Annotated in this window: 29 protein-coding genes; 22 read left to right on the top strand and 7 right to left on the bottom strand. The window is 70.7% G+C overall.

The window, feature by feature from the left end:
- The first annotated feature begins 60 nt into the window (after positions 1-60).
- From VHD82_RS00750 to mptB, 5 genes are read left to right on the top strand one after another with little or no spacing between them, the layout of a single operon-like run.
- The gene (locus tag VHD82_RS00750) at positions 61-1,875 is read left to right on the top strand and encodes an ABC transporter substrate-binding protein (protein WP_325695843.1); all 1,815 of its coding nucleotides are present in this window, start codon (positions 61-63) and stop codon (positions 1,873-1,875) included.
- 2 nt (positions 1,876-1,877) lie between these two features.
- Positions 1,878-2,897, top strand: a complete 1,020-nt coding sequence (locus VHD82_RS00745; RefSeq protein WP_325695841.1) for an ABC transporter permease — start codon at positions 1,878-1,880, stop codon at positions 2,895-2,897.
- Entirely contained in the window at positions 2,894-3,865 is a 972-nt protein-coding gene (locus tag VHD82_RS00740) for an ABC transporter permease (protein ID WP_325695839.1), read from the top strand. The genes VHD82_RS00745 and VHD82_RS00740 overlap by 4 nt, the downstream gene beginning before the upstream one ends.
- Positions 3,862-5,520: an ABC transporter ATP-binding protein gene (locus tag VHD82_RS00735; protein WP_325695837.1), complete on the top strand. Its 1,659-nt coding sequence runs from the start codon at positions 3,862-3,864 to the stop codon at positions 5,518-5,520. Before VHD82_RS00740 ends, VHD82_RS00735 begins: the two co-directional genes overlap by 4 nt.
- Before the next feature lie 14 nt (positions 5,521-5,534).
- Complete coding sequence (gene mptB / locus VHD82_RS00730) at positions 5,535-7,139, top strand: polyprenol phosphomannose-dependent alpha 1,6 mannosyltransferase MptB (protein WP_325695836.1); 1,605 nt, start codon at positions 5,535-5,537, stop codon at positions 7,137-7,139.
- Positions 7,140-7,141: 2 nt separating this feature from the next.
- Here the strand turns inward: mptB and VHD82_RS00725 are convergent, their stop codons facing one another.
- The 3 genes from VHD82_RS00725 to VHD82_RS00715 are packed head-to-tail and all read right to left on the bottom strand — an operon-like array spanning position 7,142 to position 10,320.
- Entirely contained in the window at positions 7,142-7,546 is a 405-nt protein-coding gene (locus VHD82_RS00725) for a TIGR03668 family PPOX class F420-dependent oxidoreductase (RefSeq protein ID WP_325695834.1), read from the bottom strand.
- Between the two features lie 9 nt (positions 7,547-7,555).
- Positions 7,556-8,410 (bottom strand): LD-carboxypeptidase, encoded by an 855-nt coding sequence (locus VHD82_RS00720; protein ID WP_325696156.1) that lies wholly within the window; start codon positions 8,408-8,410, stop codon positions 7,556-7,558.
- The gene (locus VHD82_RS00715) at positions 8,410-10,320 is read right to left on the bottom strand and encodes a prolyl oligopeptidase family serine peptidase (RefSeq protein WP_325695832.1); all 1,911 of its coding nucleotides are present in this window, start codon (positions 10,318-10,320) and stop codon (positions 8,410-8,412) included. The genes VHD82_RS00720 and VHD82_RS00715 overlap by 1 nt, the downstream gene beginning before the upstream one ends.
- Before the next feature lie 104 nt (positions 10,321-10,424).
- Here VHD82_RS00715 and VHD82_RS00710 point away from each other — a divergent pair, with 104 nt between their 5' ends.
- The 13 genes from VHD82_RS00710 to VHD82_RS00650 all read left to right on the top strand — a co-directional run bounded on the left by VHD82_RS00710 (position 10,425) and on the right by VHD82_RS00650 (position 16,469).
- Positions 10,425-11,000 carry a DUF3090 domain-containing protein gene (locus tag VHD82_RS00710; RefSeq protein ID WP_325695830.1) on the top strand — a complete coding sequence of 192 codons (576 nt, stop codon included), beginning with the start codon at positions 10,425-10,427 and terminating at the stop codon, positions 10,998-11,000.
- 5 nt (positions 11,001-11,005) lie between these two features.
- Positions 11,006-11,809 carry an SCO1664 family protein gene (locus tag VHD82_RS00705; RefSeq protein WP_325695828.1) on the top strand — a complete coding sequence of 268 codons (804 nt, stop codon included), beginning with the start codon at positions 11,006-11,008 and terminating at the stop codon, positions 11,807-11,809.
- Between the two features lie 82 nt (positions 11,810-11,891).
- A complete protein-coding gene (locus tag VHD82_RS00700) occupies positions 11,892-12,152 on the top strand; it encodes a hypothetical protein (protein ID WP_325695826.1) in 261 nt (86 codons plus the stop codon).
- On the top strand, positions 12,097-12,492 hold the full coding sequence (locus VHD82_RS00695) for an aminoglycoside phosphotransferase family protein (RefSeq protein WP_325695824.1): 396 nt from the start codon (positions 12,097-12,099) through the stop codon (positions 12,490-12,492). Before VHD82_RS00700 ends, VHD82_RS00695 begins: the two co-directional genes overlap by 56 nt.
- A gap of 111 nt (positions 12,493-12,603) precedes the next feature.
- A complete protein-coding gene (locus VHD82_RS00690) occupies positions 12,604-13,173 on the top strand; it encodes an RNA polymerase sigma factor (RefSeq protein ID WP_325695822.1) in 570 nt (189 codons plus the stop codon).
- Positions 13,164-13,715, top strand: a complete 552-nt coding sequence (locus tag VHD82_RS00685) for an Asp23/Gls24 family envelope stress response protein (protein WP_325695820.1) — start codon at positions 13,164-13,166, stop codon at positions 13,713-13,715. Before VHD82_RS00690 ends, VHD82_RS00685 begins: the two co-directional genes overlap by 10 nt.
- 10 nt (positions 13,716-13,725) lie before the next feature.
- The gene (locus tag VHD82_RS00680) at positions 13,726-14,091 is read left to right on the top strand and encodes an Asp23/Gls24 family envelope stress response protein (protein ID WP_325695818.1); all 366 of its coding nucleotides are present in this window, start codon (positions 13,726-13,728) and stop codon (positions 14,089-14,091) included.
- Positions 14,088-14,396 (top strand): hypothetical protein, encoded by a 309-nt coding sequence (locus VHD82_RS00675; protein ID WP_325695816.1) that lies wholly within the window; start codon positions 14,088-14,090, stop codon positions 14,394-14,396. The genes VHD82_RS00680 and VHD82_RS00675 overlap by 4 nt, the downstream gene beginning before the upstream one ends.
- A 58-nt stretch (positions 14,397-14,454) precedes the next feature.
- The gene (locus VHD82_RS00670) at positions 14,455-14,907 is read left to right on the top strand and encodes an Asp23/Gls24 family envelope stress response protein (RefSeq protein WP_325695814.1); all 453 of its coding nucleotides are present in this window, start codon (positions 14,455-14,457) and stop codon (positions 14,905-14,907) included.
- A gap of 3 nt (positions 14,908-14,910) precedes the next feature.
- On the top strand, positions 14,911-15,087 hold the full coding sequence (locus VHD82_RS00665; protein ID WP_325695812.1) for a hypothetical protein: 177 nt from the start codon (positions 14,911-14,913) through the stop codon (positions 15,085-15,087).
- Complete coding sequence (locus VHD82_RS00660; RefSeq protein WP_325695810.1) at positions 15,084-15,368, top strand: Asp23/Gls24 family envelope stress response protein; 285 nt, start codon at positions 15,084-15,086, stop codon at positions 15,366-15,368. The genes VHD82_RS00665 and VHD82_RS00660 overlap by 4 nt, the downstream gene beginning before the upstream one ends.
- The gene (locus tag VHD82_RS00655; protein ID WP_325695808.1) at positions 15,365-15,898 is read left to right on the top strand and encodes a DUF6286 domain-containing protein; all 534 of its coding nucleotides are present in this window, start codon (positions 15,365-15,367) and stop codon (positions 15,896-15,898) included. The genes VHD82_RS00660 and VHD82_RS00655 overlap by 4 nt, the downstream gene beginning before the upstream one ends.
- Before the next feature lies 1 nt (position 15,899).
- Complete coding sequence (locus VHD82_RS00650; RefSeq protein WP_325695806.1) at positions 15,900-16,469, top strand: alkaline shock response membrane anchor protein AmaP; 570 nt, start codon at positions 15,900-15,902, stop codon at positions 16,467-16,469.
- A gap of 7 nt (positions 16,470-16,476) precedes the next feature.
- On the opposite strand, the gene VHD82_RS00645 is transcribed toward VHD82_RS00650, so the two are convergent.
- Entirely contained in the window at positions 16,477-16,845 is a 369-nt protein-coding gene (locus VHD82_RS00645; RefSeq protein ID WP_325695804.1) for a helix-turn-helix domain-containing protein, read from the bottom strand.
- A 213-nt stretch (positions 16,846-17,058) separates the two neighbouring features.
- Between VHD82_RS00645 and VHD82_RS00640 the strand changes: the two genes are divergently transcribed.
- Complete coding sequence (locus tag VHD82_RS00640) at positions 17,059-18,480, top strand: DHA2 family efflux MFS transporter permease subunit (RefSeq protein ID WP_325695802.1); 1,422 nt, start codon at positions 17,059-17,061, stop codon at positions 18,478-18,480.
- Here VHD82_RS00640 and VHD82_RS00635 read toward each other — a convergent pair.
- Both VHD82_RS00635 and VHD82_RS00630 read right to left on the bottom strand, forming a co-directional pair.
- Positions 18,452-19,102, bottom strand: coding sequence for a DJ-1/PfpI family protein (locus VHD82_RS00635; protein ID WP_325695800.1), 651 nt, complete (start codon positions 19,100-19,102; stop codon positions 18,452-18,454). The genes VHD82_RS00640 and VHD82_RS00635 overlap by 29 nt on opposite strands.
- Entirely contained in the window at positions 19,077-20,090 is a 1,014-nt protein-coding gene (locus VHD82_RS00630; protein ID WP_325695798.1) for a GlxA family transcriptional regulator, read from the bottom strand. Before VHD82_RS00630 ends, VHD82_RS00635 begins: the two co-directional genes overlap by 26 nt.
- Before the next feature lie 124 nt (positions 20,091-20,214).
- Here VHD82_RS00630 and VHD82_RS00625 point away from each other — a divergent pair, with 124 nt between their 5' ends.
- The 3 genes from VHD82_RS00625 to VHD82_RS00615 all read left to right on the top strand — a co-directional run bounded on the left by VHD82_RS00625 (position 20,215) and on the right by VHD82_RS00615 (position 22,988).
- On the top strand, positions 20,215-21,021 hold the full coding sequence (locus VHD82_RS00625; protein WP_325695796.1) for a DUF3097 domain-containing protein: 807 nt from the start codon (positions 20,215-20,217) through the stop codon (positions 21,019-21,021).
- A 76-nt stretch (positions 21,022-21,097) separates the two neighbouring features.
- Positions 21,098-21,529 carry an NfeD family protein gene (locus tag VHD82_RS00620; RefSeq protein ID WP_325695794.1) on the top strand — a complete coding sequence of 144 codons (432 nt, stop codon included), beginning with the start codon at positions 21,098-21,100 and terminating at the stop codon, positions 21,527-21,529.
- A gap of 28 nt (positions 21,530-21,557) precedes the next feature.
- A complete protein-coding gene (locus tag VHD82_RS00615) occupies positions 21,558-22,988 on the top strand; it encodes an SPFH domain-containing protein (protein WP_325695792.1) in 1,431 nt (476 codons plus the stop codon).
- Between the two features lie 52 nt (positions 22,989-23,040).
- On the opposite strand, the gene VHD82_RS00610 is transcribed toward VHD82_RS00615, so the two are convergent.
- Positions 23,041-24,387 carry an MFS transporter gene (locus tag VHD82_RS00610; RefSeq protein ID WP_325695791.1) on the bottom strand — a complete coding sequence of 449 codons (1,347 nt, stop codon included), beginning with the start codon at positions 24,385-24,387 and terminating at the stop codon, positions 23,041-23,043.
- Between the last annotated feature and the right edge of the window lie 65 nt (positions 24,388-24,452).

The raw sequence follows: 24,452 nt of genomic DNA, 5'->3' as shown, positions 1-24,452 counted from the left end.
CAACCGCGCTGGCATGTGGTTACTTTTCCGCTTCGAGCCAATCCAGAGAGGCGGAGACACGTGGGGCTGAGTTTCTCCAGACGATGGCGCGCGGGCGCCGTGGCGCTGGCGGCGATCCTGCTCGCCGGGCCGTTCGCGCCACAGGCGCAGGCACAGGAGGGCGGCGGCAAGGTCCTCCGGGTGGCGCTGGTGCAGGAGGTGGACCACCTCAACCCGTTCCTCGCCTCGTTCGCCTCCAGCACCATGATCGGCCGGATGACCTGGGAGTTCCTCACCCTGCCCTCGGCGCAGGACAACACCCCCAGCCCGGGCCTCGCCACGTCCTGGAAGTCCTCCGACGACAAGCTGACCTGGACCTACACCATCCGCGGTGGCGTGAAGTGGTCCGACGGGCAGCCGGTGACGGCCAGGGACGCCGCCTACACGTTCAACCGGATCATGACCGATCCCAAGGCGCAGGAGGCCAACGGCACCTACGTCGAGAACTTCGAGAGCGTCACCGCACCCGACGACGCGACACTGGTCATCAGGACCAAGACGCCGCAGGCCAGCATGAACGCGCTGGACGTGCCGATCGTGCCCGAGCACATCTGGTCCGGGATCGGCGACATGGAGGACCCGGCCACCGACACCGTGCCCGTGGTGGGTGTCGGTGACGGGCCGTTCCTGATCACCGAGTACCGGCCCAACGAGCTGGTGCGGCTCAAGGCCAACCCGGACTACTGGCGCGGTAAGTCCAAAGTGGACGAGCTGCAGTTCATCAGCTACAAGAACGCCGACGCCGCGGTCAACGCGCTGAAGAACAACGAGATCGACTTCGTCAACCGGCTCACCTCGACCCAGTTCGACGCGCTGGCCGGCCAGTCCGGCATCGCCACCAACAAGGCCAACGGCCGCCGCTACCGGGAGATGATCATCAACCCGGGTGCGCAGAACGCCGCGCGCCAGCCGATCGGCGACGGCAACCCGGCGCTCAAGGACGTGCGCGTGCGCCAGGCCATCGCCAAGGCGATCGACCCCCAGACGCTGATCGACAAGGTGCTCGGCGGCTACGGCCAGCTCGGTTCGAGCATCATCCCGGCGTCTTTCCCCGTCTACCACTGGGATCCCACCGGCGCGCAGCGCTACAAGTTCGACCCCGCCGCCGCGAACGCGCAGCTCGACGCCGCCGGTTACCCGAAGGGCACCGACGGGATCCGGGTCGGCCCGGACGGGAAACCGTTGGAGCTGCGGCTGATCGGCCGCGCCAGCGAGGACTTCGCCCAGCGCGCGTCGGACTATGTCGTCAGCTGGCTCGGCGCGGTCGGTATCAAGGTGAACAAGCAGCTGGTCTCGGACAACGAGGTCGACGAGCGCACCAACGCCGGCGAGTACGACCTCGCGTTCTCCGGCTGGGGCACCACCCCGGACCCGGACTACATCCTGTCCAAGGAGACCTGCGCCGCGCTGCCCGCGACGGCCGGCAGCAGCAGTAGCACCGCGTTCTTCTGCGACCCGCAGTTCGACGCGCTCTACGCGCAGGAGACCGCCGAAACCGATCAGGCCAAGCGCGCCGATCTGGTCAAGCAGGCCCAGGCTCGCTACTACGACCAGGTGCCCAGCGTGGTGCTCGACTACGACAACGTGCTCGAGGCCTACCGCTCCGACCGGTTCTCCGACTTCCCGAAGCAGCCCGCGGGCACCGGGCAGATCATGGAGCAGAGCGGCTACTGGGGTTTCTACGGCGCCACTCCGGCCGGCGGTTCCGGCAGCGGCGGTGGTGGCGGGCTGTCCACGGGCGCGTGGATCGGCATCATCGCGGGCGTGGTGGTCATCGTGGCGATCGGTGGCACCGTGGCGGCGCGGCGGCGCAAACCCGCCGAAGACCGGGAGTAGCGGTGTCACAGGCGCTCCAGGAGGCCGAACTGGCCGACCCCGACGAGCGGCGCGGCGGAACCGGCTGGGGCCGGTTCCTGCTGGGCAGGCTCGGCGGGGCGGCCGCCAGCCTCCTGCTCGTCATCGCGCTGGGGTTCCTGCTGTTCCGGATGATCCCGGGCGACCCGGTAGCGACGCTCACCAAGGACCGGGCCAACAGCCCGGAGCAGATGGCCGCGCTGCGCGAGCGGCTCGGCCTGGACAAACCGCTCATCCAGCAGTTCCTGGACTACGTGTTCGGAATCTTCCGCGGCGACCTCGGGGTGTCGTACGGGTTCAACCGGCCGGTGGCGGACCTCATCGCGGAACGGTTCTGGCCCACCCTGCTGCTCGTGGGCACGGCCACCGTGCTGGCGGTGGCGCTCGGGCTGTGGCTCGGGGTGCGGGCGGCATGGCGGCGCGGCAGCGCGTTCGACCGCACGCACACCGGGATCGCGCTGACCCTGTGGTCGGTGCCGCAGTTCTGGCTGGGGCTGCTGCTGCTGATCGCCACGCACGGGCTGTTTCCCAGCGGCGGCATGCGTTCCCCGGACACGCCGCCGGGCTTCTTCCCGCAGCTGGGCGACATCGCCTACCACCTGGTGCTGCCGTGCGTGACGCTGCTGGCGGTGATCTACGCGCAGTACATGCTCGTGATGCGCTCGTCGCTGCTCGGTGAGATGGACGCCGAGTACCTGGTCACCGCCCGCGCCAAGGGGTTGCGGGAGGACATGGTGCGCCGCAGGCACGCGGTGCCCAACGCGCTGCTGCCCACGGTGACCCTGGTGTTCCTGCAGTTCGGCCTGGTGGTCTCGGGCACGGTCACGGTGGAGACGGTGTTCTCCTGGCCGGGCCTCGGGCTGCTGACCTACGAGGCACTGCGGGTGCCGGATCTTCCGCTGCTGCAAGGAGTTTTCGTGGTGCTGGCCGGTTCGGTCATCGTGATGAACCTGATCGCCGAGGTGCTCTACCGGGTGCTCGACCCGCGGGTGCGTGCGCAGTGACCGCGGCGATCGTGTGGCAGCGGCGGCGTTCCGCCGTTGCGGGAGTATGGCGGGAGTTCGCGGCCAACCGCGGTGGCCTGGCCGGGCTGGCGGTGCTCGTGGTGATCGTGGTGCTGGCCCTGCTGGCGCCGGTGATCACCGACCAGGCCGGGCTCGACGTCACGAACGCGCCCGGCAGGCCGTTGCAGGCGCCGAGCGGGAAGTTCCCGCTGGGCACCGACATCGACGGCCGTTCGGTGCTGTTGCTGACGTTGTGGGGCGCCCGGGTTTCGCTGCTCGTCGGGTTCTCCGCGACGATCCTGTCGGTGCTGATCGGCACCCTCGTCGGTCTCGCCGCCGGGCATTTCGGCGGCTGGGTGGCGGCGGTGCTGCTGCGGTTCACCGACTTCTTCCTGGTACTGCCGTCGCTGGTGCTGGCGATCGCGCTGTCCACCGTGCTGCCGCAGGGCATCGCGACGATCATCCTCGCGGTCGGGGTGACGTCGTGGCCGACCACGGCACGGCTGGTGCGCGCGCAGACGCTCACGATCGAAAGCCGTCCCTACATCGAGCGTGCGAAGGCGCTCGGCGGCGGGCACGGCCACATCGTGGGCAAACACGTGCTGCCCGGGGTGCTTCCGCTGGTACTGGCGAACACGACGCTGGTCGTCGGCAACTCGATCATCGCCGAGTCCACACTGTCGTTCCTCGGCCTCGGTGACCCGAGCGCGGTGTCGTGGGGCTCGATGCTGCAACGCGCGCTCCAGTCCGGCGCGGTCACCGGGGGAGCCTGGTGGTACCTGCTGCCGCCGGGGCTGGCGATCGTGGTGATCGTGCTGTGCTTCACCCTCGTCGGCCGCGCTTTGGAAACCGTGCTGAACCCACGGCTGGCCCGGGGCACCGGACGGAGTGGGCGCGACGGAGGAGCGCGCTCGAAGGAGGACCGATCGGGTGCGGGTGTCCCGCAGGACAAGGGGGCGCGGGCTTGAATCCGTTGCTGGAGCTGAAAAACCTCGGCGTCACCTACCGCACCGGTGGTGGGCGGGTCGAGGCGGTGCGCGACGTCAGCCTGGCGTTGCAGCCGGGGGAGACGCTGGGCCTGGCGGGGGAGTCGGGCTCGGGCAAGTCCACGGTCGCGATGAGCGTGCTGCGGCTGCTGCCGAAATCCGCGCGCGTGTCGGGCGAGATCCTGCTCGACGGCGAAGACGTGTCGGAAATGAAATGGGGCCGGCTGCGCGCGGTCCGCTGGGCGCAGGCGTCCGTCGTGTTCCAGGGCGCCATGCACGCGCTCAACCCGGTGCGCAAGGTCGGCGCGCAGATCGCCGAGCCGATCCGGCTGCACGCCGGGAAACCGCCCAGCGAAGCCGAAGTCCAGGCGCGCGTGACGGAACTGCTCGAATCGGTCGACCTGCCGGTGTCCCGCGCCACCGCCTACCCGCACGAGCTCTCCGGCGGCCAGAAGCAGCGCGTGATGATCGCGATGGCACTGGCCTGCCGGCCGCGGCTGATCATCGCCGACGAGCCGACCACGGCGCTCGACGTGATCGTGCAGGCACAGGTGCTGGACCTGATGCGCAGGCTGGTCGCCGAACAGGAGCTCGGGCTGGTCATGATCAGCCACGACCTGTCGGTGCTCGCCGCCACCTGCGCCCGGATCGGCGTGATGTACCAAGGGAAACTGGTCGAGCACGGGCCGAGCGCGGAACTGATGGCACAGCCACGCCACGATCACACCCGGGCACTCGCCGCCGCGTTCCCCACGGTCGGCGACCCGGTCTCGCGCTACGCCCCGGCGACGGCGACCCCGCTCCCGCCGGAGCCGGAGCGTGCGGCCGGCGAGGAAGTCCTGCTCTCCGCGCACGATCTGCGGGTCACCTTCCGCGACCGCACCGGCGCGAAGATCCACGCCGTCGCGGGCGTCGACCTCGAAGTCCGGCGGGACGAGATCGTGGCACTGGTGGGCCAGTCCGGCTCCGGCAAGACGACACTCGCCCGGACCCTGCTCGGGCTGCAGAAGCCCACCTCGGGCGCGGTGCGCTACGCCGGCGAGCCGGTCCCGTCCTCCGGCGCCGGGCTGAAGGCCTACCGCCGTCAGGTCCAGCTCGTGCTGCAAGACCCGACGAGCGCACTGAACCCGCGGCACACCGTGTACGAGGCCGTCGCCGAGGGGCCGCGTATCCACGGCCTGTCCGGTGACGAACGGCAGCTCGTCATCGAGGCACTCGAAGCCGCCGAACTCCGCCCCGCGGAACAGTTCCTGTCCCGGTTGCCGCACGAGCTCTCCGGCGGGCAGCGCCAGCGGGTCGTCATCGCGGGCGCGCTGGCGCTGCGACCCGGAGTGGTGGTGGCCGACGAACCGGTGGCGTCGCTCGACGCGTCCGTGCGCGGCGAAATCCTCGCGCTCCTGCTGCGGCTGCGCCGGGAACTCGGGCTGGCCGGGCTGGTCATCACGCACGATCTCGGGCTGGCGTGGAACATCGCCGACCGGGTCGCGGTGATGTATCGCGGGGAGCTGGTGGAGGTCGGTACCGTCGAAGAGGTCCTGCTCGATCCCCAGCACGATTACACCCGCTCGCTGCTGGCGGCACTGCCCGGCCGGGTGCAACGCGCTGCCGCCGCGAATCCGTCCCGGCGCGGTGTGTAATCTCCCAGAACGAAATGGCGACCACTACTGATCCCGTGCCGGACGCCCCCTCGCTGGGCGAGGCCGCCGGGGCGCCGGCCGAGGCGCGCCCGGGAAACGGCCGTGTGCGCGTACCCTCCCGCTTCCCCTACCGGACCATCTCGATGGGGACCATCGGCAGTGTCCTGCTCCTGCTCGGCGCCCTCGGTGCCGGCGGTGTGCTGATCCGCGACCCGGTCATCGGTACCGGGCCGCTGTCCTGGATCCGTTACGGGCACGGCCAGATGCTGGCCAACGCCGTGCTCTACGCCGGGTTCGGCCTCCTGATGTGGGCGTGGGTGCGGCTGGGCCGGTACATGCTCGCCGGGCGGATCGGCACCCGCCCGATCCTCATCGCCGCCGCGTGCTGGATGGGCCCGCTGCTCGTCTCGCCACCGCTGTTCACCCGCGACGTGTTCTCCTACCTCGGCCAGGGCGCGCAGCTGCTGCACGGGCTCGACCCGTACGCGCACGGCCCGGCGGAGCTGGAGATCCTGCCCAACATCGTGCAGAACGTGCACCCGGTGTGGCAGACCACGCCCGCCCCGTACGGGCCGCTGTTCCTGCTGGTCGCCAAGGGTGTCGTCGCGCTGACCGGGGACAACGTCATCGCGGGCGTGATCGTCACGCGGCTGGTGCTGCTGCTCGGCCTCGGCGCGATGGTCTGGGCGATGCCGCGGCTGGTGCGCCACCTCGGTGGCAAGCTGCCGGTCGCCATGTGGCTCGCGGTGGCCAGCCCGATGACGGTGATCCACCTCGTCGGCGGCCCGCACAACGACCTGATGATGCTCGGCTTCCTCACCGTCGGCCTCGTCGCCGCGCTGGAACGCAAACACGCGGTCGCGATCGCACTGGTCACGCTCGGCATGCTGATCAAACCGACCGCGGCGGTCGCGCTGCCGTTCCTGGTCTGGGTGTGGGCCAACCACCTGCCCGGTGAGAACAGGCTGCGCAACTTCCTCAAGGCCGGTGCGGCCTCGGTCGGGATCTTCGCCGTCGTGTTCGTGCTCGGCACCTGGGTTTCGCTGGGTTCGTTCAACCTCGGCTGGGTCACCGGCCTGCAGGCGCCCACGCTGGTGACGAACTGGCTGAACTTCCCGACCGGCATCGGCCAGGTCGTCTACACCCTGGTGCACCTGGTGATCAACGTGCCGGAGTCGCCGTTCGTCACGGTGGCCCGCGCGCTGGCCATGCTGACCCTGGCGGTGTTCGGGGTGCGGCAGTGGTGGAAGTCCCGCTTCGGCGGCAACGAAGCCATCTTCCGCGCGGCGATGACCTTGCTGGCCACCGCGATCCTCGCCCCGCCCACCCTGCCCTGGTACCTCACCTGGGGCTTCGTGGTGGCCGCGGCGTTCCCGTGGCGGCGCAGGCACCTGGCCATCGTCGTCGGGGTCGCGATCTTCCTGGTCATGGCCTACTACCCGACCGGTGAACAGGCGCTCTACGACTGGTGGTTCGTCGCCGTGACGATCGGCTGCGGTGTCTACGCCGCGGCGTCGCTGCTGCGGCCGGACCCGCTGGGCCTGATCGGCGCCTGGCGCCGCCAGACCGGTGCCGCGGAAGCTTCGGTGGAGCAGGGCGGCCAGGTTTCGCGGAGCTGACGTCAGCCCGCCGCGCTCCAGCCGCTGATCCCGGTGATCTCCGTGCGCACCACCGGGCCTTCCGGCGGCCGCTCGCGGTACTGCGGGTACTTGGCCACCAGCGCGTCCACCGGATGGCCAGGGACCACGGCGGCGAAGCCGTCGGCGCGCACCCACCACAGCCGGGCCCAGTCTTCGTCGTAGGCGTCGGCGAGGAACGCGACCGACGGGTTGGCGGCGATGTTCCGCAGCCGGCGCAGATCGGTGCCGCGCTTGGGTTTGTGGTCGACCGCGAACACGATCGCGCCGCGGTCCACGGCGAACGTCACCGGCACCAGATGCGGCACGCCGGCCGCGTCCACGGTCGCCAGCCTGGCCACCCTGGCCGCGGCGAACCGTTCCCGTGCCTCGTTTTCCGACAGTCGCATGCCCGCACGCTAGCCGCAGATGAGCCTGTCCGCCGACAGTGCCGCCGTGACACCGAGCGGGATCGTCGCCGCGCCCGGCCGGTGCCCGAACGGCAGCCCCCACAGCATCGGCACCCCGAGCGTGCCCAGCCTGTCGAGCACCAGCCCGCGCACGGTTTCGGGGGCGCCGCATCCGGTCCATGAGCCGAGCGCGATCCCGCGCACACCCTCGAACCAGCCGGCCCGCAAAAGCTGCGTGAGCATCCGGTCGATCCGGTACACGGCCTCGCCGATGTCTTCGAGCAGCACGATCGCCCCGGCGGCCGAGCGCTGTTCGGGCGTGCCGACGCCGGCGGCGAGCAGACTCAGATTGCCGCCCGTCAACGTTCCCGCCGCCGCACCGGGGACGAGAATCTCTGCCGCCGTCAGCTCCGGCGTCGATTGTCCGAAAAGGACGGAGCGCAGGCCTTCGGCCGCCTCCGCGTCCCAGTAGGTGCCCGCCGGCATCGCGGAAAACAGTGTCACCACGCCGAGTTCCGCCGCCAGCGCCTGATGCAGCGCGGTCACGTCGCTGGAGCCCGCGAACACCTTCGGCCCCGCGGCCCGCAGCGCGTCCCAGTCCAGCAGGTCCAGCATCCGCTGTGTGCCGTAGCCGCCGCGAGCCGCGATCACCGCCCGTACCGCCGGATCCAGCCAGGCCGCCTGAAAATCGGCGGCCCGCTGCGCGTCGGTTCCGGCGAGGTAGGGCAGCCCAGGATGCCGCTCCCCGGTGAACCGCTTCACCGTCAGGCCCCAGCCTGCCAGTTCGGCCGCGGCCGCCTCCAGCAGTTCCGGCGCGACCGGCCCGGCCGGGGTGACCAGCGCGACGGTGTCGCCGCGCCGGATCACCGCTGCAGGTCCAGTCGTGGCACACCGGGGGCGTCGAACCCGAAAACCTGGCCGTAGAAGGACAGTTCGGCCTCCAGGGCGGCGATGATGGTCTCCGCCTTGCGGAACCCGTGCTGCTCGCCTTCGAAGGTCAGGTAGGCATGCGGGATTCCCTTGCCCCGCAACGATTTCACGAACCGGTCGGCCTGCTCCGGCGGGCAGATCTGGTCGTCGAGGCCCTGCAACAGCAGCACCGGCCCGGTCAGCTCACCCGCGTGCGCGAGCGGCGAGCGCTCCTCGTAGCGGGCCCGGGTTCCGGGCAGCGGCCCGATGAGCCCTTCGAGGTAGCGGGATTCGAAGTCGTGGGTCTCGCCGCCGTCGCCGGTCCAGCCGGCCAGGTCGAGGATCGGGAACTTGATCGTGCCCGCGCCGAACACCGGGCAGGTGGTCATCGCCGCGGCGGAGGTGAACCCGCCCGCGCTGCCCCCGCGGATCGCCAGCCGGCGCGGGTCGGCGATGCCCTCGGCGACGAGCGCCTGCGCCACTGTCACACAGTCGCCGACGTCCACGACACCCCACTGCTCCCGCAGCCTGTCCCGGTATGCGCGGCCGTAGCCGGTCGAGCCGCCGTAGTTGACCGCCACCACGCCGATGCCACGGCTGGTGAAGTAGGCGAACTCCAGGTCCGGCACCGGGAAGTTGCGCCCGGTCGGGCCGCCGTGGACGTGCACCAGATACGGCGGCAGCTCCCCGTCGGGCGCCATGTGCTCCGGGTTCGCGGGCGGGTAGACGTAGGCGGGGATCTGTGCTCCGCCCGGGCCGGTGAACATCCGTTCCTCGGGCGAACGCAGGTACGCCGTGGACACCGGAGCGGGCTCGGCGGCGAGTTCGGTGACCGCGCCGGTGGTGGTGTCCACGCGCAGGACAGCGCTTTCCCGGCCGGGGCCCGAGGCGATGCCGAAGACCCCGCGGTCGTGTGCCGCGATGGTCGGCGCCCATTCCGCGAGCTCCGGTGCCACCTCGCGAACCGTGCCTTCGTGCTCGTCGAGCACGGCGAGCCGCCCCGAGTCGAGCACCGCGTAGCGGCCCTCACCGAGCGGGGCGAACCAGCGCGAGCCGATCTTCCACAGCGCACCACCGAGTTCCGCTCCCGCCGGAGCCAGCGCGGTGCTCGCGCCGTCGAGGGTGATGCGGTGCAGGTTCCACCAGCCGTCGGGATCCAGCAGCGCGAGCAGCGACGCAGGGGAGTCCCACTCCAGCTGGCACACCGACACACCGTGGCCACCCGCGAGGACCCGGTGCGGCCCGAACGTTCCGTCGGCGCGTACCTCGGCCACGCACAGTTCCGTTTCGTCCCACGGCATCGCCGGGTGATTCCAGCCCAGCCACGCCGCGTGCGTGCCATCCGGGGACAGCTGCGGCGCGGTCAGGAAGTGGTGGCTCGCGGCCAGCGAACGGATTTCGCCCTCCGCGAACGCGACGAGATCGCGGCGGATGTCGGTGCGCCGCGGCCCGGTGCTCTCCTCGCGGACCGCCCACACCGTGCCGCCGGGCCCGGGACGCAGATCGCCGTAGCGGACACCCTGCCGCGTGCCGGGCTCGGGCGTGACGGGGCTGATGTTCCCGGTGCCCAGATCGCGGACGTACACACGCTGGTCGTCCCAGTTCGTGAAGTACAGCGACCGGCCCGTGACCAGCCACGGACGGCCGCCGTACTCATGTACGCGGTTACGCGCGTTCCACGGTGCGGGAAGCATTTCCTCGCCCGCGCGCACCAGCGCGAGCCGCCCGCCCTCGGCCGGTCTGGCCTCGGCCCACCACGCCTCGCCGTCGACGATGCCGAGCCACTGCGGCCCCCCGCCGGCCCCGGCGACTTCGGTGGCACTGATCGGTGAGGGCCAGGATCCACACGGTGTGCTTTCGGGCATCGCTGCACTGTAGTCGGCCGGGCTCCATACGTGACCGGCTCCACTAGACTCAAGCAGGGGCGGCGGATGCCGATCATGTAGCGGTGGCTTAGGGTCGAGGTGTCATGGCTCGTGTTATCCACGTCTTCCGCCAGCCCGACCGGTTTGTCGCCGGAACAGTCGGGGAGCCCGGGGACCGCACTTTCTACCTGCAGGCGTCCGAGGACGTCCGCACCATCAGCGTGACCATCGAGAAGCAACAGGTCGAAGTGCTCGCCGAGCGCCTCGGTTCACTGCTGGAAGAGGTCGCCAACCGCTTCGGCGCCGATGTGCCCGAGACGGCGCCCGATGAGCTGGTCGACGTCGACCCGCTGCGGGTGCCCGTCGAGGAGGAGTTCCGCGTCGGCACGATGGGCCTCGGCTGGGACGCCGAGAGCAAGGCCGTCGTCGTCGAACTGCTCGCTATCACCGAGGGCGAGGTCGACGAGACGGTGGTGCTCGACGACACCGAGGAAGGCCCCGACGCGGTGCGCGTGTTCCTCAGTCCCGTCGCCGCCCGTGCCTTCGCCGAACGCGCCGACCGAGTCGTCAACGCCGGGCGCAAACCGTGCCCGCTGTGCGGGGAGCCGCTGGACCCGGCGGGGCACATCTGCCCGCGCCAGAACGGGTACCGGCGCGAGACCGGCCTGACCGAGGAATAGCGTCCGTGGCCGAATCCGTCAGCGCGACCGATCCCCGGGCGAAGCAGTTGATCGCGCACGGAAAGCTGGACGTCGAGGGCCGCCTCGTCGATGCCTCCAACGTCACGCTGTTCTGCGCCGTGGAGCTCGACGGCCTGCAGGCGAACGCCGTGTACAAGCCGGTATCGGGCGAGCGGCCGCTGTGGGACTTCCCCGACGGCACCCTCGCCGGCCGGGAGGTCGCCACGTACCTGCTGGCGGAGGCGCTCGGGCTGGGCGCCATCCCGCCGACCGTGCTGCGCAACGGGCCGTTCGGTCCCGGCATGGTGCAGCTGTGGGTGGAGACCACGGACGAAGAGCTGATCGACGTCCGCCCGCCCGAGGAGGTGCCGCCCGGATGGAAAGTCGTGCTGCACGCGCACGACCGGCTCGGCGAGCCCGCGGTGCTCACGCATTCGGACCATCCCGGCGTGCAGGGCCTCGCGCTGCTGGACATCGTCGCGAACAACACCGACCGCAAGGGCGGCCATGTGCTGGCCGGGGAAGACGGTCAGGTGTACGGCGTCGATCACGGGATCTGCCTGCACGCCGAGCCGAAGCTGCGCACCGTGTTGTGGGGCTGGATCGGGGAGCCGCTGCCGGGCGACGGCATCGAGAAGCTGCGCGCGCTGCCGGAGAAGATCTACGGCCCGCTCGGCGACGAGCTGTCGGAACACCTGACAGGCCTGGAAATCAGCGCGATCGCCGAACGCGCCGAAGCGCTGCTGGCCGCCGGCGTCTTCCCGGAACCGGGCGACGACTGGCGCGCCATCCCGTGGCCGTTGTTCTGACCGACGCCGACCGCGCCCGGCTGGGTCGCTGCGGGCTCGACATCGGGGAAGCGCTTTCCGCTGCCGTGACGCCCACGGCCGGATGACGGTGCTGAAGGTGACCCCGGAGCGCGACATCGCGGAAACCGAGGCCACAGCGCTGCGAGCGTGGTCGGGCAGCCCAGCCGTGGCCGATCTGCTCGACGCCGACCTGGATGCCGGAGCGCTGCTGCTCGACGGCATCGTGCCCGGCACGACCCTCGCCGAGCGCGGCACCGCCCACCGGACTTCCTTCGCTGGCACAGCGAGTGGAGTTCATGTTCGACCTCGCCGGACGCCGACGCGACGACCGCATCCCGGCTGACCTGCTTGCCTCCTCACGCGCGGCCGCTCTCGCGCTCGCCGCGAAGGGGCCGCGCAAGCTGGTGCACGGCGATCTGCATCCCGGCAACGTCCTGGCCGGTGCCGGACGCGCTGTCGCGATCGACCCGCGCCCCTGCATCGGTGACCCGGCGTTCGACGCCGTGGACTGGGTGCTACATCCCCGCCATACTCAGCTGTCCGTCTTCGACGCGGACCGGGTGCGTGCGTGGTGCGAAGCGCTCGCCGTATTGGTCGCGATGTCCCGGCTGCGCACCCACAAGCCGGACAACTACATCGAATCGTTGCTCGAGCTAGCCCGCGAAGTGCCACCAATCCGGTGACTGTGTTCACCCGAACCACTGGCAAACCCGCGCGTGACGTTGCGGCGGGGCCTGTGTCTGGAATACCGAGGGCACCGAAGAAGACCGAGGTGAACATGGGCGGGGGTGGGCATGACCGCGGCGACCGGTACGGGTACGGGGGCGGCGCTGGACGACGCGACGCTTGTCGCTCGGGCTCGTGACGGGGACGTACGCGCCTACGAGGAGCTGGTCCGGCGCTACCAGACGCCGATCTACCGGCTCGCGTTGCGCATGCTCGACAGTGCCGGCGACGCCGAGGACGTGGTGCAGGACGTGTTCCTCACCGTGTGGCGGCGGCTGGAGCAGCTGCGGGAGGACGCCGCGTTCGTCGGCTGGCTGTACCGCACCGCCACCAACCGCTGCCTCAACGTGCTGCGGGCCCGCCGTCCAGTGGCCGACGTCGACCTGGACACCACCGAAACCCCGCGCGGCGACGCGAAACCCGAGCACGCCGCGGAAGTCAGCGCTCAGATGGCAGCGCTTACCCGTGCGCTCGCGGACCTCACGCCCGCGCAGCGCGCCTGCTGGCTGTTGCGGGAGATCCACGGCCGCTCCTACGACGAGATCGCCCAAGCGCTCGACAGTTCACCCACCGCGGTCCGGGGCCGTATCTTCCGTGCCCGCGCGCAACTGGCGGAGGTGATGCAGCCGTGGCGGTAGAAACAAGCTACGACCTGCCCTGTGGCCGCTCACTCGAGCGGATCTGGGCCGACCTGGACGCCCTCGACGAGCACGAACGCACCTGCCCGCACTGCTCGACGGCGCGCGGCAGCCTGCTTGCGCTGCGTTCGGCCACGCGGGAACTGGCGGCCGAACGCGCCGAGCCGCGACTGGACCTGACCGACCGGATCATGGCCGCCGTCCGCGCCGATGTCCGGCGCCGCGGCGACATGCTGCCGGTCCGGGCCGACGAGCCCGGCGCGCTGGAGATCAGCGAACAAGCCGTCGCCGTGGCGTTGCGGTTCGCCGCCGACGAGATCGGCGGTGTCCGGGCACGGCGATGCCGGGTGCAGGCGATCAGTCACGACGCCGACGGCGAAGCGGTGCTGCACGCCGAACTCACCGTCGCGGTCGAGTACCGGGAGGACCTCGCCGAGGTGCTCGAAACCGTGCGACAGCGGCTCACCGCCGCCTGCGCGGCCGCGGTCGGGCTGCGGCTGGCGACGCTGGATCTGGTGGTCGCCGATCTCTACGACCGATGAGGAGGTGACGATGAGCGTTCAATGGATCATCGAGGAACCCGTGGTGGCAGCGGTCGCCGCCGACGCGGCCCGCGCCACGCCCGGCGTGGTCCGGCTCGAAGCCGGCGTCGCCGGTCTCCTGCGCGCCTGGGGCCGCGGGAAATGGCAGCAGGTCAAGGGAATCGACCCGGTGCCTGCCGAAGGCGTGCTCGCCGAGTCCGGCGACGGCGAACTGCGGGTGCGGGTCGGTATCGCGACCGCGGGTCAGGTCCCGGCGGCCGCGGTCGCCCGGCAGGTGCAGCGGGAGGTCCGTCGCGCCGTCACCCACCACACCGGGCTGGACGTGGCCGAGGTGTCGGTCGTCGTGCTGGACATCGAGCCGGCGGCGGCGCCGTGACCGCGCGCTCGGAGACAGTGGCCCAGCTGCTCGGCGCGCTGTCCACGGTGGACGGATTGCGGCCGGCGCCACCGCTGCTGCGCTCCACCGTCACGCGGAACACCGACGCGCTCGCGTTCGACATCGACGCCGAGGTGGTGCGGATCCGGCTCGTCGCCACCGCACTGCCACTGCCCCCACTGCTGGCGAACGCCGGTGAGGTGGTGGCGAAAACCCTTGCGGGCACGCCATTCGCGGCCGCGCGGATCGAACTGGTCGTGACCGATGTGGACAGTGCCGCGTTCCGGCGGCCAGAACAACCGTGACTTCCGGTCCCCGGCGGTGTCCTACCCAGTGAACACAACGAGAAGGAGATGACGAACGATGGCCACGAGCACCGAAGAGAAAACACCCGCCCGCGCCGAGAACAGCGCGCCGCTGGTGACCAGTCAGGGCACCACCACCATCGCCTCCACGGTCGTGCAGAAGATCGCCGGGCTCGCCGCCCGTGAGATCAACGGAGTGCACGATCTCGGCGGCGGCATGACCCGCGCGTTCGGCGCGATCCGCGACCGCATCCCCGGCGCGAACGCCAGCGCGGGCCAGGGTGTGTCGGTCGAGGTGGGGGAGAAGCAGGCCGCCGTCGACCTACAGCTCGTCGTCGAGTACGGGGTATCGATCGCCGACCTGGCGCGCGCGGTGCGCTCGAACACGATCAGCGCGATCGAGCAGATGACCGGCCTGGAAGTGGTCGAGGTGAACATCGTCGTCAACGATGTGCACCTGCCCGACGAGGACGACGTCGAGCAGCAGCAGGCCACCGGCCGGGTGGAGTAGGCCATGACACCGACCGTGCTGGGCCTGCTGACCGGGCTGGTGCTCGGGCTCGCGGCGGCCTTCGGCGGGTTCGGCGCCTTCCTGGTGGTCGCCGTGCTCGCCGCGCTCGGGCTGCTGGCGGGCCGGGCCCTGGAAGGCAAGCTCGACCTGTCCCAGCTGCTCGGGCGGGACCGCCGATGACACTGACCGACACGCGCGGCACCACGGTCGTCACCGACAAAGCGGTGCGGCGGATCGCGGGACAGCTGCTCGGCGGGAAGGTCGGCGCGAAGGTCACCGGCGAACGGGTGAGCCTGGACGCGGAACTTTCCGTCGAGTACCCGAAGTCCGTCGCCACGGCCACCGACCGCGTGCGCGCCGACCTCGCCCGCGACGTCGCCGAGCTGACCGGGCTGACCGTCGAGCGGGTGGACATCACCGTCGTCTCGCTCGACGGCGGTGGGGAACGGAGGATCGAATGATCCGCCGCCCTCGCCGCAGCCTGGCGGCGACGCTCGTCGCCCTGGTCGGGCTCGCCCTGTGCGCCCTGGTCGCCACCAGCGCCATCCAGCTGCTGGTGCACCAGAAACCGGTGCTCGACTACCACGCGGCCGCCACCCGGCTGCACGACCTGCACTGGAACGAGCTGCCGGTCGTGATCGCCGGTGCGGTGCTGGCCGCGCTCGGCCTGGTACTGCTGCTGACCGCGGTATTGCCGGGGAGGGCGCTCGTGCTGCCCCTGCAGGGGGGAGGCGGCACGAGCGCCCCGCTCGACTCCGGGGCCGCCCGGCGCGGCATGACGAACACGCTGCGCGCGGCCGCCGAGTCGATCGACGGGGTGGGCTCGGCGAAACTCAAGCTCGGGCGCCGGAAGCTCAAGGCCCGCATCACCCCCGACCGGCTGGCGGGCGACGAGCTCGGCCGGCAGGTCACCGCCGCGCTGGACGAGCAGCTGGACCGCATCGCCCCGGCGCGCCGGCCCGCCACCAGGGTCAAGATCGGGAGGTCGTGACATGGCGAGCCTCAACCGCCCGGCCCGGCTCAACCGCACGCTGCTGGCGTTCTTCGGCGTGGTGCTGCTCGCGGCCGGCGCGTTCGCGATCACCACGTCGTATGGCTGGCTGCGGCTGATCGACCGGGAGCAACCGTTGGTGCCCGGCTCCGAGCTGCCGCCGATCTGGGTGCTCTGGCTCGTGGCCGTCGTCGCGGTGGTGCTGGGTCTGCTGTTCCTGTGGTGGCTGTCCGCACAGGCGTTGCGCCGTCCGAAGACTTCCGCGTGGCGGTGGGAAAGCGCGGAGTCGCGGGGCAGCACGAACCTGGCGGCCTCGGTCGCGACCGAGCCGTTCGCCGGTGAGGTGGGCCGTTACCGCGGCGTGGCCTCGGCCGACGCTGTGCTGTCCGGCAACCAGGATTCGCCGACCCTGCTGGTGACCGTCACGGCCGAACCGGACGCGGATCTGACCGCGGTGCGGGAACGCATCGCCACACTCGGTGTGCCGCGCCTGAAGGAAGCCCTCGACCTGACGGATCTGCCGACAGTGGTGGAGTTCCGCTTCGCCGACACAGGTACGCGGGTGCGGTGAGTACGGCTCAGGCCGGAACTGATTCCTTGCCCGCGTCGTAAGCGGCGCGGGCCTGGGCGATCGCGAGGCGGTGCCGTTCGGCCCAGCCGAGCAGCCCGGTGAGCGAGGTGTACAGCTCGCGCGCCATGTCGGTGAGCGAGTATTCGACCTTCGGCGGGACAGTCGGGTACACGGTGCGCACCAGCAGGCCGTCGCGCTCCAGCTTGCGCAGGTTCAGCGTCAGCATGCGGCGGCTGATGCCCTCGATGTGGCGCTCCAGCTCGGTGAACCGCACCGGCCCGTCGGCCGCGGCGACGATGATGCCGATACTCCACTTGCCCGCGACGTGGTCGAGCACCTCGACGATCGGGCAGGCCTCGGCGATGGGATCGGACATGAGCGGCCTCCTTCCGGCCGCTCAACGTTACCTCAGATCAACCCTGTTACACATAGTCTCCTGAGCGACCGTCGGCCAGTTCGCGCAGCGTGGGCGTGCTGACCTGGACGGTCACAGGAATGTGCCACTGGCACACCAAACTGCCTTCTTTCGCGCATCGCCCGAGGAACACAAGATGGGCACTGTTACAAATCGTGCCCTCTTGGAGTTCAGATGACCCAGACCAAGCCCACCACCGACCGGTCGCGGCTGCTCGCGCTGGTCGTGCTCTGCGCGCAGACGCTGATGATCGTGCTCGACCAGACGATCGTGAACGTCGCGCTGCCCTCGATCCGCGACGATCTCGGCTTCTCCCAGTCCGGCCTGGCGTGGGTGATCAACGCCTACGGCATCGCGTTCGGCGGGCTGCTGCTGCTCACCGGCAGGCTCGGCGACCTCGTCGGCCGCCGCAAGGTGTTCCTCGCCGGGATGCTCCTGTTCACCGCCGCCTCCCTGGTGTGCGGGCTGGCTTGGAACGCCGAAGTGCTGGTGGCCGCCCGGTTCCTGCAGGGCGTAGGTGGCGCGACCTCCTCCGCGGTCGTACTCGGGATGATCGTCGGGCTGTTCCCCGAACCCGGCGCGCGGGCCAAGGCCATCGGGGCGTTCAGCTTCGTGCAGGCGGCGGGTGGCTCGATCGGGAGCGTCGCGGGCGGTCTACTGACCCAGGCGGTCAGCTGGCACTGGATCTTCCTGATCAACCTGCCGATCGGGATCATCGCGGCGGGGATGTCGCTGCGCGTGCTGGAAGACGACCGCGGCATCGGGCTCCGCAACGGGGCGGACGTGTTCGGCGCGATCCTCGTGACCGCGGGCCTGATGCTCGGCGTCTACACGATCGTCGAGGTCGACGGGCACGGCTGGGGATCGGCGCACACGCTGGGCTTCGGCGGGGCGGCCGTGGTGCTGCTGATCGCTTTCGTGGTCCGGCAGGCCACGGCCCGCAACCCGTTGCTGCCGTTACGGATCTTCGCCTCGCGCATCCTGTCCGGCGCCAACGTCGTGCTGGCCCTGCTGGTCGCCGCGATGTTCGGCTTCCAGTTCCTCGTCGTGCTGTATATGCGGCAGGTGCTGGCCTACTCGGCCGAGCAGACCGGGTTCGCGATGCTGCCGGTGGCGCTCGCGATCGCGGTGGTCTCGCTCGGTCTCTCGGCCAGGGCGACGGCCAGGTTCGGGGAACGGCCGGTGCTGCTGACCGGTCTGGCGCTGATCACCGCCGGTGTCGTGGTGCTGGCCCGCGTCCCGGTGGACGGGCATTACGTCACCGACCTGCTGCCCGGGCTGCTGCCGATGGGGATCGGCTTCGGGCTCGCGATGCCCGCGCTGATGGCGCTGGGCATGAGCGACGCGCGGCCCGAAGACGCCGGGCTGGCGTCCGGCCTGTTCAACACGACGCAGCAGGTCGGCGGCGCGGTCGGGCTGTCGGTGCTCGCAGTGCTGGCCGCTACCCGCAGCGACCGGCTCGCCGCATCCGAGCCACTGCCCTCGGCATTGGCCGCGGGTTTTCACCTGGCGTTCTGGATCGCGGCCGCCCTGGTCGCCGCGGGTGGTGTGGGCGCGGTGGTGTTCCTCAGGCCGCGTGCGGGCCGGTCAGAATGAACCGGCTCATCGAGCGCAGCGCGGCGACGACCTGGGCGGGGGCCTTGTCCGGTGCGCCGGCGTCATACGGCGGCTGCGGGTCGTACTCGATCCCCAGCTGGATGCCCTGGGCGAAGGTGTCCCCGGCGATCCGGCCGGCCAGGGTCAGCGCCATGTCGATGCCGGAGGAAACCCCGGCCGCGGTGACGTACTTCCCGTCGCTGACCACGCGCCCGGAGCTCGGCTGCACGCCGAGCGAGGGCAACTGGTCCAGCGCCAGCCAGTGCGAGGCCGCCCGGCGCCCCTTCAGCAGTCCGGCGGCGGCGAGGATCAGCGAGCCGGTGCAAACCGATGTGGTCCAGACGCTGGTCGCGTCGGCGCAGCGCAGCCACTCGTGCACGGGGCCGTCGGTCATCTGGCCGGTCTGCCCCGGTCCGCCGGGGACGACGATCACCTCCGGGTCGGGCAGTTCGTCCAGCGTCGCGGCCACCTCCAGCCCGAGGCTGCCCACCTCGTTGGTCACCGGGCCCGTGCGCTCGCCGACGAAGACGACCTCGGTCTCGGGCAGGCGGCTGAGCACCTCGTAGGGGCCCACCGCGTCCAGCGCGGTGAACCGGTCAAACAACAGGATCGCGATCCGCATGATGCTCCTTGTCCGATCGGGAAAATCCGGGATGGAAACGACGGCGGTACTCGGCGGGCCCCACGTCGAGGGCCCGCAGGAACGCGCGCCGCATCGCCTCGGGGGTGCCGTAACCGCACTGGCGGGCGATGGTCTCGACGCTGTCGCGGCTGTCCTCCAGCAGCCGGCGCGCGGCCTCGAGGCGGACGCGGTCGACGTAGCGGCCGGGGTTCATCCCGACTTCGGCCGCGAACACGCGCGCGAACTGCCGTGGCGACAGCCGAGCACGCTGGGAAAGCGCTTCCACGGACAGGTCGGCCTCGGGGTGCTCGACGATCCACTGCTGCACCTCGCCCACCGGTTCCCGCTGCGCGACCTGGGTGGACAGCTGGGCGCTGAACTGCGCCTGGTTGCCCGGCCGCCGCAGGAACACCACCAGCCGCCGCGCCACGGCCAGCGCGGCCTCGCGCCCGAGCTGGTCCTCCACCAGCGCGAGCGCGAGGTCGATCCCGGCCGTCACCCCGGCCGAGGTCACCACATGCCCGTCACGCACGAAGATCGGCTCGGTTTCGACGTCGAGATCCGGGAAGCGGTGGGCCAGCGACTGGCAGTATGCCCAGTGCGTGGTGACCCGTTTTCCGCTCAACAGCCCGGCTTCGGCGAGCAGGAACGCCCCCGTGCACACCGAAACCAGCTGCCCCGCCTGCCCGCCGCGCTCCCGCAGCCACGCCACGAGCGCGGGATCGGCCGGCCGCGTCCCCTCGCCGCCCGGCACCAGCACCATGTCCAGGCCGGTGGCCGCGCGCAGATCCCGGTCCGGGAGCACGCACAGATTGCTGGAGCTGCGCACCGCGCCGCCGCCGAGGCTCGCCGTGGCGATCTCGAACGCCGGCGCGCCCCCGTGCGCCGCCTGCCAGGTGTTCGCCCCGGCCAGTACCTCCAGCGGACCCGTGACGTCGAGGCTCTGCACGCCGTCGAAGAGAACGATGAGCACCGACCGTGTCCGCATGCCTTCGATCGTCGCTCCCACCAGCGATGACGGCAATGACCTGTTTCCCACCTTTCCTGCCACGGGACCGACGCCCGGCGTGGCGGCAAGACGGCCCGCCGCCGCGGCGCTACCGTCCCCGGTCGTGCGATCCCATTCCTATGACGACGTCCTTTCCGGGCCGCGTAAGCGGAAGATCCCCGAGGTGGCCGCGGAAGCGGGGCTCGTGGTCGAGGAACCGGGCAGCGGGTTCTGCGGCGCGGTGGTCCGGCTCGAGTACGGCAATGTCGTGCTCGAAGACCGCCGCGGGAAGCATCGCGTCTTTCCGTTGAGCCCGGCCGGGTTCCTGCTCGAAGGCAAACCCGTGACCCTTGTGCCGCCGAAGGCCGCGGCCAAGCCCGCGCGCACGATCTCGGCGTCCGGCTCGGTGAAGGTGCAGGGCCTCAAGGCGCGCACCGCCCGTGACTCGCGGATCTGGGTCGAGGGCAAGCACGACGCGGAGCTCGTCGAACGCGTGTGGGGGCACGACCTGCGCGTGGAGGGCGTCGTGGTCGAACCGCTGGACGGCGTGGACGTGCTCGCCGAGCGCATCGAGGAGTTCGGCACCGGCCGGGAACGGCGGCTGGGCGTGCTGGTCGACCACCTCGTGCCGAACAGCAAGGAATCCCGCCTGGTCGACGCGATCCACGACGACAACGTGCTGGTCACCGGCCACCCCTACGTCGACATCTGGCAGGCCGTGAAACCCGCGGCGGTCGGGATCAGGGCGTGGCCGGAGGTGCCGCGCGGGCAGCCGTGGAAGGAAGGCGTCTGCACTGCTCTCGGCTGGGGCGAGCCCTACGAAGGATGGCAGCGGGTGCTCGGCGCGGTGTCCGGTTTCCGCGACCTGGAGACCCCGCTGCTCGGCGCGGTGGAGCGGCTGATCGACTTCGTGACCGTCCCGCGGGACTGAGTCGCCGAAGGTCACGCGATGGTCACTTCGGGTGGCGCGGTGGCTGCCAATGGTCACTTTCTGCCACGATAGCGACATGACACCGGCGCTGATCTGGCTGATCGTGGGCATCGCACTCATGGTGGCCGAGGTCGTGTCCGGTGACTTCGTGCTGCTGATGCTCGGCGGCGGCGCGCTCGTCGGCGCCGGGGCCGCGCTCTTCACCGGCAACGCGGTCATCGACGTGATCGTGTTCGCCGTCGCGTCCGCGGCGCTGCTCTGGCTGGCCCGGCCCGCGCTCAAGAAACGCTTCCTGCACGGGCCCGACGTCAAGACCGGCATCGAGGCGCTGGTCGGCACGAAAGGCGTTGCGCTGTCCACCGTGGACGGTGACGGCGGCCAGGTGAAGCTGGGTGGCGACGTGTGGAGCGCGCGCAGCCTCGCCGAAGGGGAGGCAATCGAACCCGGCACGAGGGTGACCGTGGTACAGATATCGGGCGCCACGGCCGTGGTGTCCCCGGAGCTATGACAAACCGACCCGCACACTGGGAGAGAACTTGGGAACCGCAGCCGTCATAGTCGTTGTGGTCATCGCCCTGTTCGTGATCGTCACGATCGCGAAGGCGATCATGGTGGTCCCGCAGGCACAGTCGGCGGTGATCGAGCGGCTCGGCAGATTCCGCACGGTGGCCTCGCCCGGCCTGAACTTCCTGGTGCCCTTCCTGGACAAGGTGCGCGCCCGGATCGACCTGCGCGAACAGGTCGTCTCCTTCCCGCCGCAGCCGGTGATCACCGAGGACAACCTGACGGTTTCGATCGACACGGTCGTCTACTTCCAGGTCACCGACTCGCGGGCGGCGGTGTACGAGATCTCCAACTACATCGTCGGTGTCGAGCAGCTGACCACCACCACGCTGCGGAACGTGGTCGGCGGCATGACCCTGGAGCAGGCGCTGACCTCTCGCGACCAGATCAACAGCCAGCTGCGCGGGGTGCTGGACGAGGCGACCGGCCGCTGGGGCATCCGGGTCGCCCGAGTCGAGCTCAAGGCGATCGACCCGCCGCCGTCGATCCAGGACTCGATGGAGAAGCAGATGCGCGCCGACCGGGAGAAGCGCGCGATGATCCTGAACGCCGAAGGTCAGCGGGAAGCCGCGATCAAGACGGCGGAAGGGCAGAAGCAGTCGCAGATCCTCGCGGCCGAAGGCCAGAAGCAGGCCACGATCATGGCCGCGGAGGCGGACAGGCAGTCCCGCATCCTGCGCGCCCAGGGTGAACGGGCCGCCCGCTACCTGCAGGCGCAGGGCCAGGCGAAGGCGATCGAGAAGGTGTTCGCCGCGGTGAAGGCGGGCCGCCCGACGCCGGAGGTGCTGGCCTACCAGTACCTGCAGACGCTGCCGCAGATGGCGCAGGGCGACGCGAACAAGGTGTGGCTGGTGCCCAGCGACTACGGCAACGCCCTGAACCAGTTCGCCCGCGCCTTCGCCAAGCAGGACGACGACGGGGTGTTCCGGTACGAGCCGGCCAAGGACGAGGACATCCAGCCGCCGACGTTCGACGACGACGAGGTGTCCTCTTGGTTCGACACCTCCACCGACCCGCGGATCGCCGAAGCGGTGCGTGAGGCGGAGAAGGTCGCGCGCCAGGAGGTGCCGGGGCCGCTGGGTTCGGCGGGCAGCCCGGCTCCGCCGGCGGCGAACGTGCTGCGCGGCACGTCCGCCGCGCCGAAGGCCCCGGTCGACGCACCGCCGACGCCGGCGGCGGAGCCGGTCGAGCCGGAGGAACCGCAGACGGTCAAGCAGCAGCCGCCGACGCCCCCGCAGGCACCGCAAAGCCAGCCGCCCCAGCAGAACCCGAACCTGCCGCTGCGTAACCCGGGCCAGCATTACTCACCGCCGATCAGCCCCTACCCGTCGCAGCAGCCCCCGCAGAACCCAGGCCAGCAAGGGCCCCAGGGACCGGGCAGCGGCCCGCTCCCGAAGCCGTAACCGCAAGCCGCGCAGTGGCCCCGCTCCCGAACCGGGAGAGGGGCCACTGTCGTCAGGTGCGGGCGTAGGTCGCGTCGTCGGTGATGTCGGCGCGAGACCGATCTTTCAACAGCACCACGCAGATCACCGTCACCACGGCGGAGAGCACGATGTAGGCCGAGATCGAATACGGCGTGCCGGTGACCTGCAGCAGCCACGTCGCCAGCAGCGGCGCGGGGCCACCGGCGAACACCGACGCGAGCTGGTAGCCCAGCCCGGCGCCGCCATAGCGCAGATGCGTCGGGAAGCTTTCCCCGATCAGGGCCGCCTGCGGTCCGTACTGCAGCGCGTGCACCATCAACGAGATGATCACCGCGACGAAGATCGCGACGTGCCCGCCACCCTTGAGCACCGTGAAGTACGGGAACGCGATCACCCCGGTCAGCACCGCGCCGATGAGGTAGATCCGTTTGCGGCCGACGCGATCGGAGAGCTGGGAGAAGAACGGGATCGCGAACAGCTCCAGCGCCGCCGCGACGAGCACGGCGTTGAGCACGAACGTCTTCGAGTAGTGGTGCTGGGCCACCACGTAGACCAGCACGTAGCTGGTGAACAGGTAGAACGGCATCTGCTCGCTGAACCGCAGGCCCGCCGAGAGCAGGATCTCGCGCCAATGGTGCTTGACCGCGTCGACGACCGGGCTGCGCGAGATCCGCTTCTTCGCCACCACGGCGGCGAACATCGGCGTTTCCAGGATGCGCAGCCGGATCACCAGCCCCACCCCGACCAGCACGAGACTGAGCAGGAACGGGATCCGCCAGCCCCAGGAGTTGAACGCGTCGTCGGACAACAGCGCCGAGAGCAGCGTCATCCCGCCCGTGCCCAGCACCAGCCCGACCGGCACGCCGATCTGGGCGAAACTGCCCAGCAGCCCGCGTTTGCGCTGGTTGCCCCATTCCATCGCGAGCAGCACCGAACCGCTCCACTCGCCGCCGATCGCGAGACCCTGGATCAGCCGCAGCACCACCAGGATGATCGGCGCGGCGATGCCGAGCGTGGCCGCACCGGGCAGCACGCCGACGAGACCGGAGGCGATCCCCATCAGCAGCAGGGTGATCACGAGCGTGACCTTGCGGCCGATCCGGTCGCCCCAGTACCCGAAGATCGCGGCGCCGACCGGCCGGGCGGCGAACCCGACCGCGTAGGTCGCGAAGGACTGCATCGCCCCCGCATAGCTGCTCGACGCGGGGAAGAACAGGTGCGGGAAGATCAACGCCGCCGCGGTGTTGTACAGGAAGAAGTCGTACCACTCGATGGTGGTGCCGATCGCGCTGGCGAAAGCCGCCCGGCGGACCTGGGTGCGTTGTTCGCTGTCCTGGCTGTCGACGACCTTTTTCGCTTCGTTGGGCCCGAGAACCATGCCACGTGCCTCCTCTGTGACCGGAATCACTCTGGAGGTCAAGATGACTCACGGATCGGGTGATG

Origin of the sequence: Amycolatopsis sp. (assembly GCF_035546795.1) — a bacterium.
GTDB lineage: Bacteria > Actinomycetota > Actinomycetes > Mycobacteriales > Pseudonocardiaceae > Amycolatopsis_E.
This window is presented reverse-complemented; position numbering and strand designations above follow the sequence as displayed.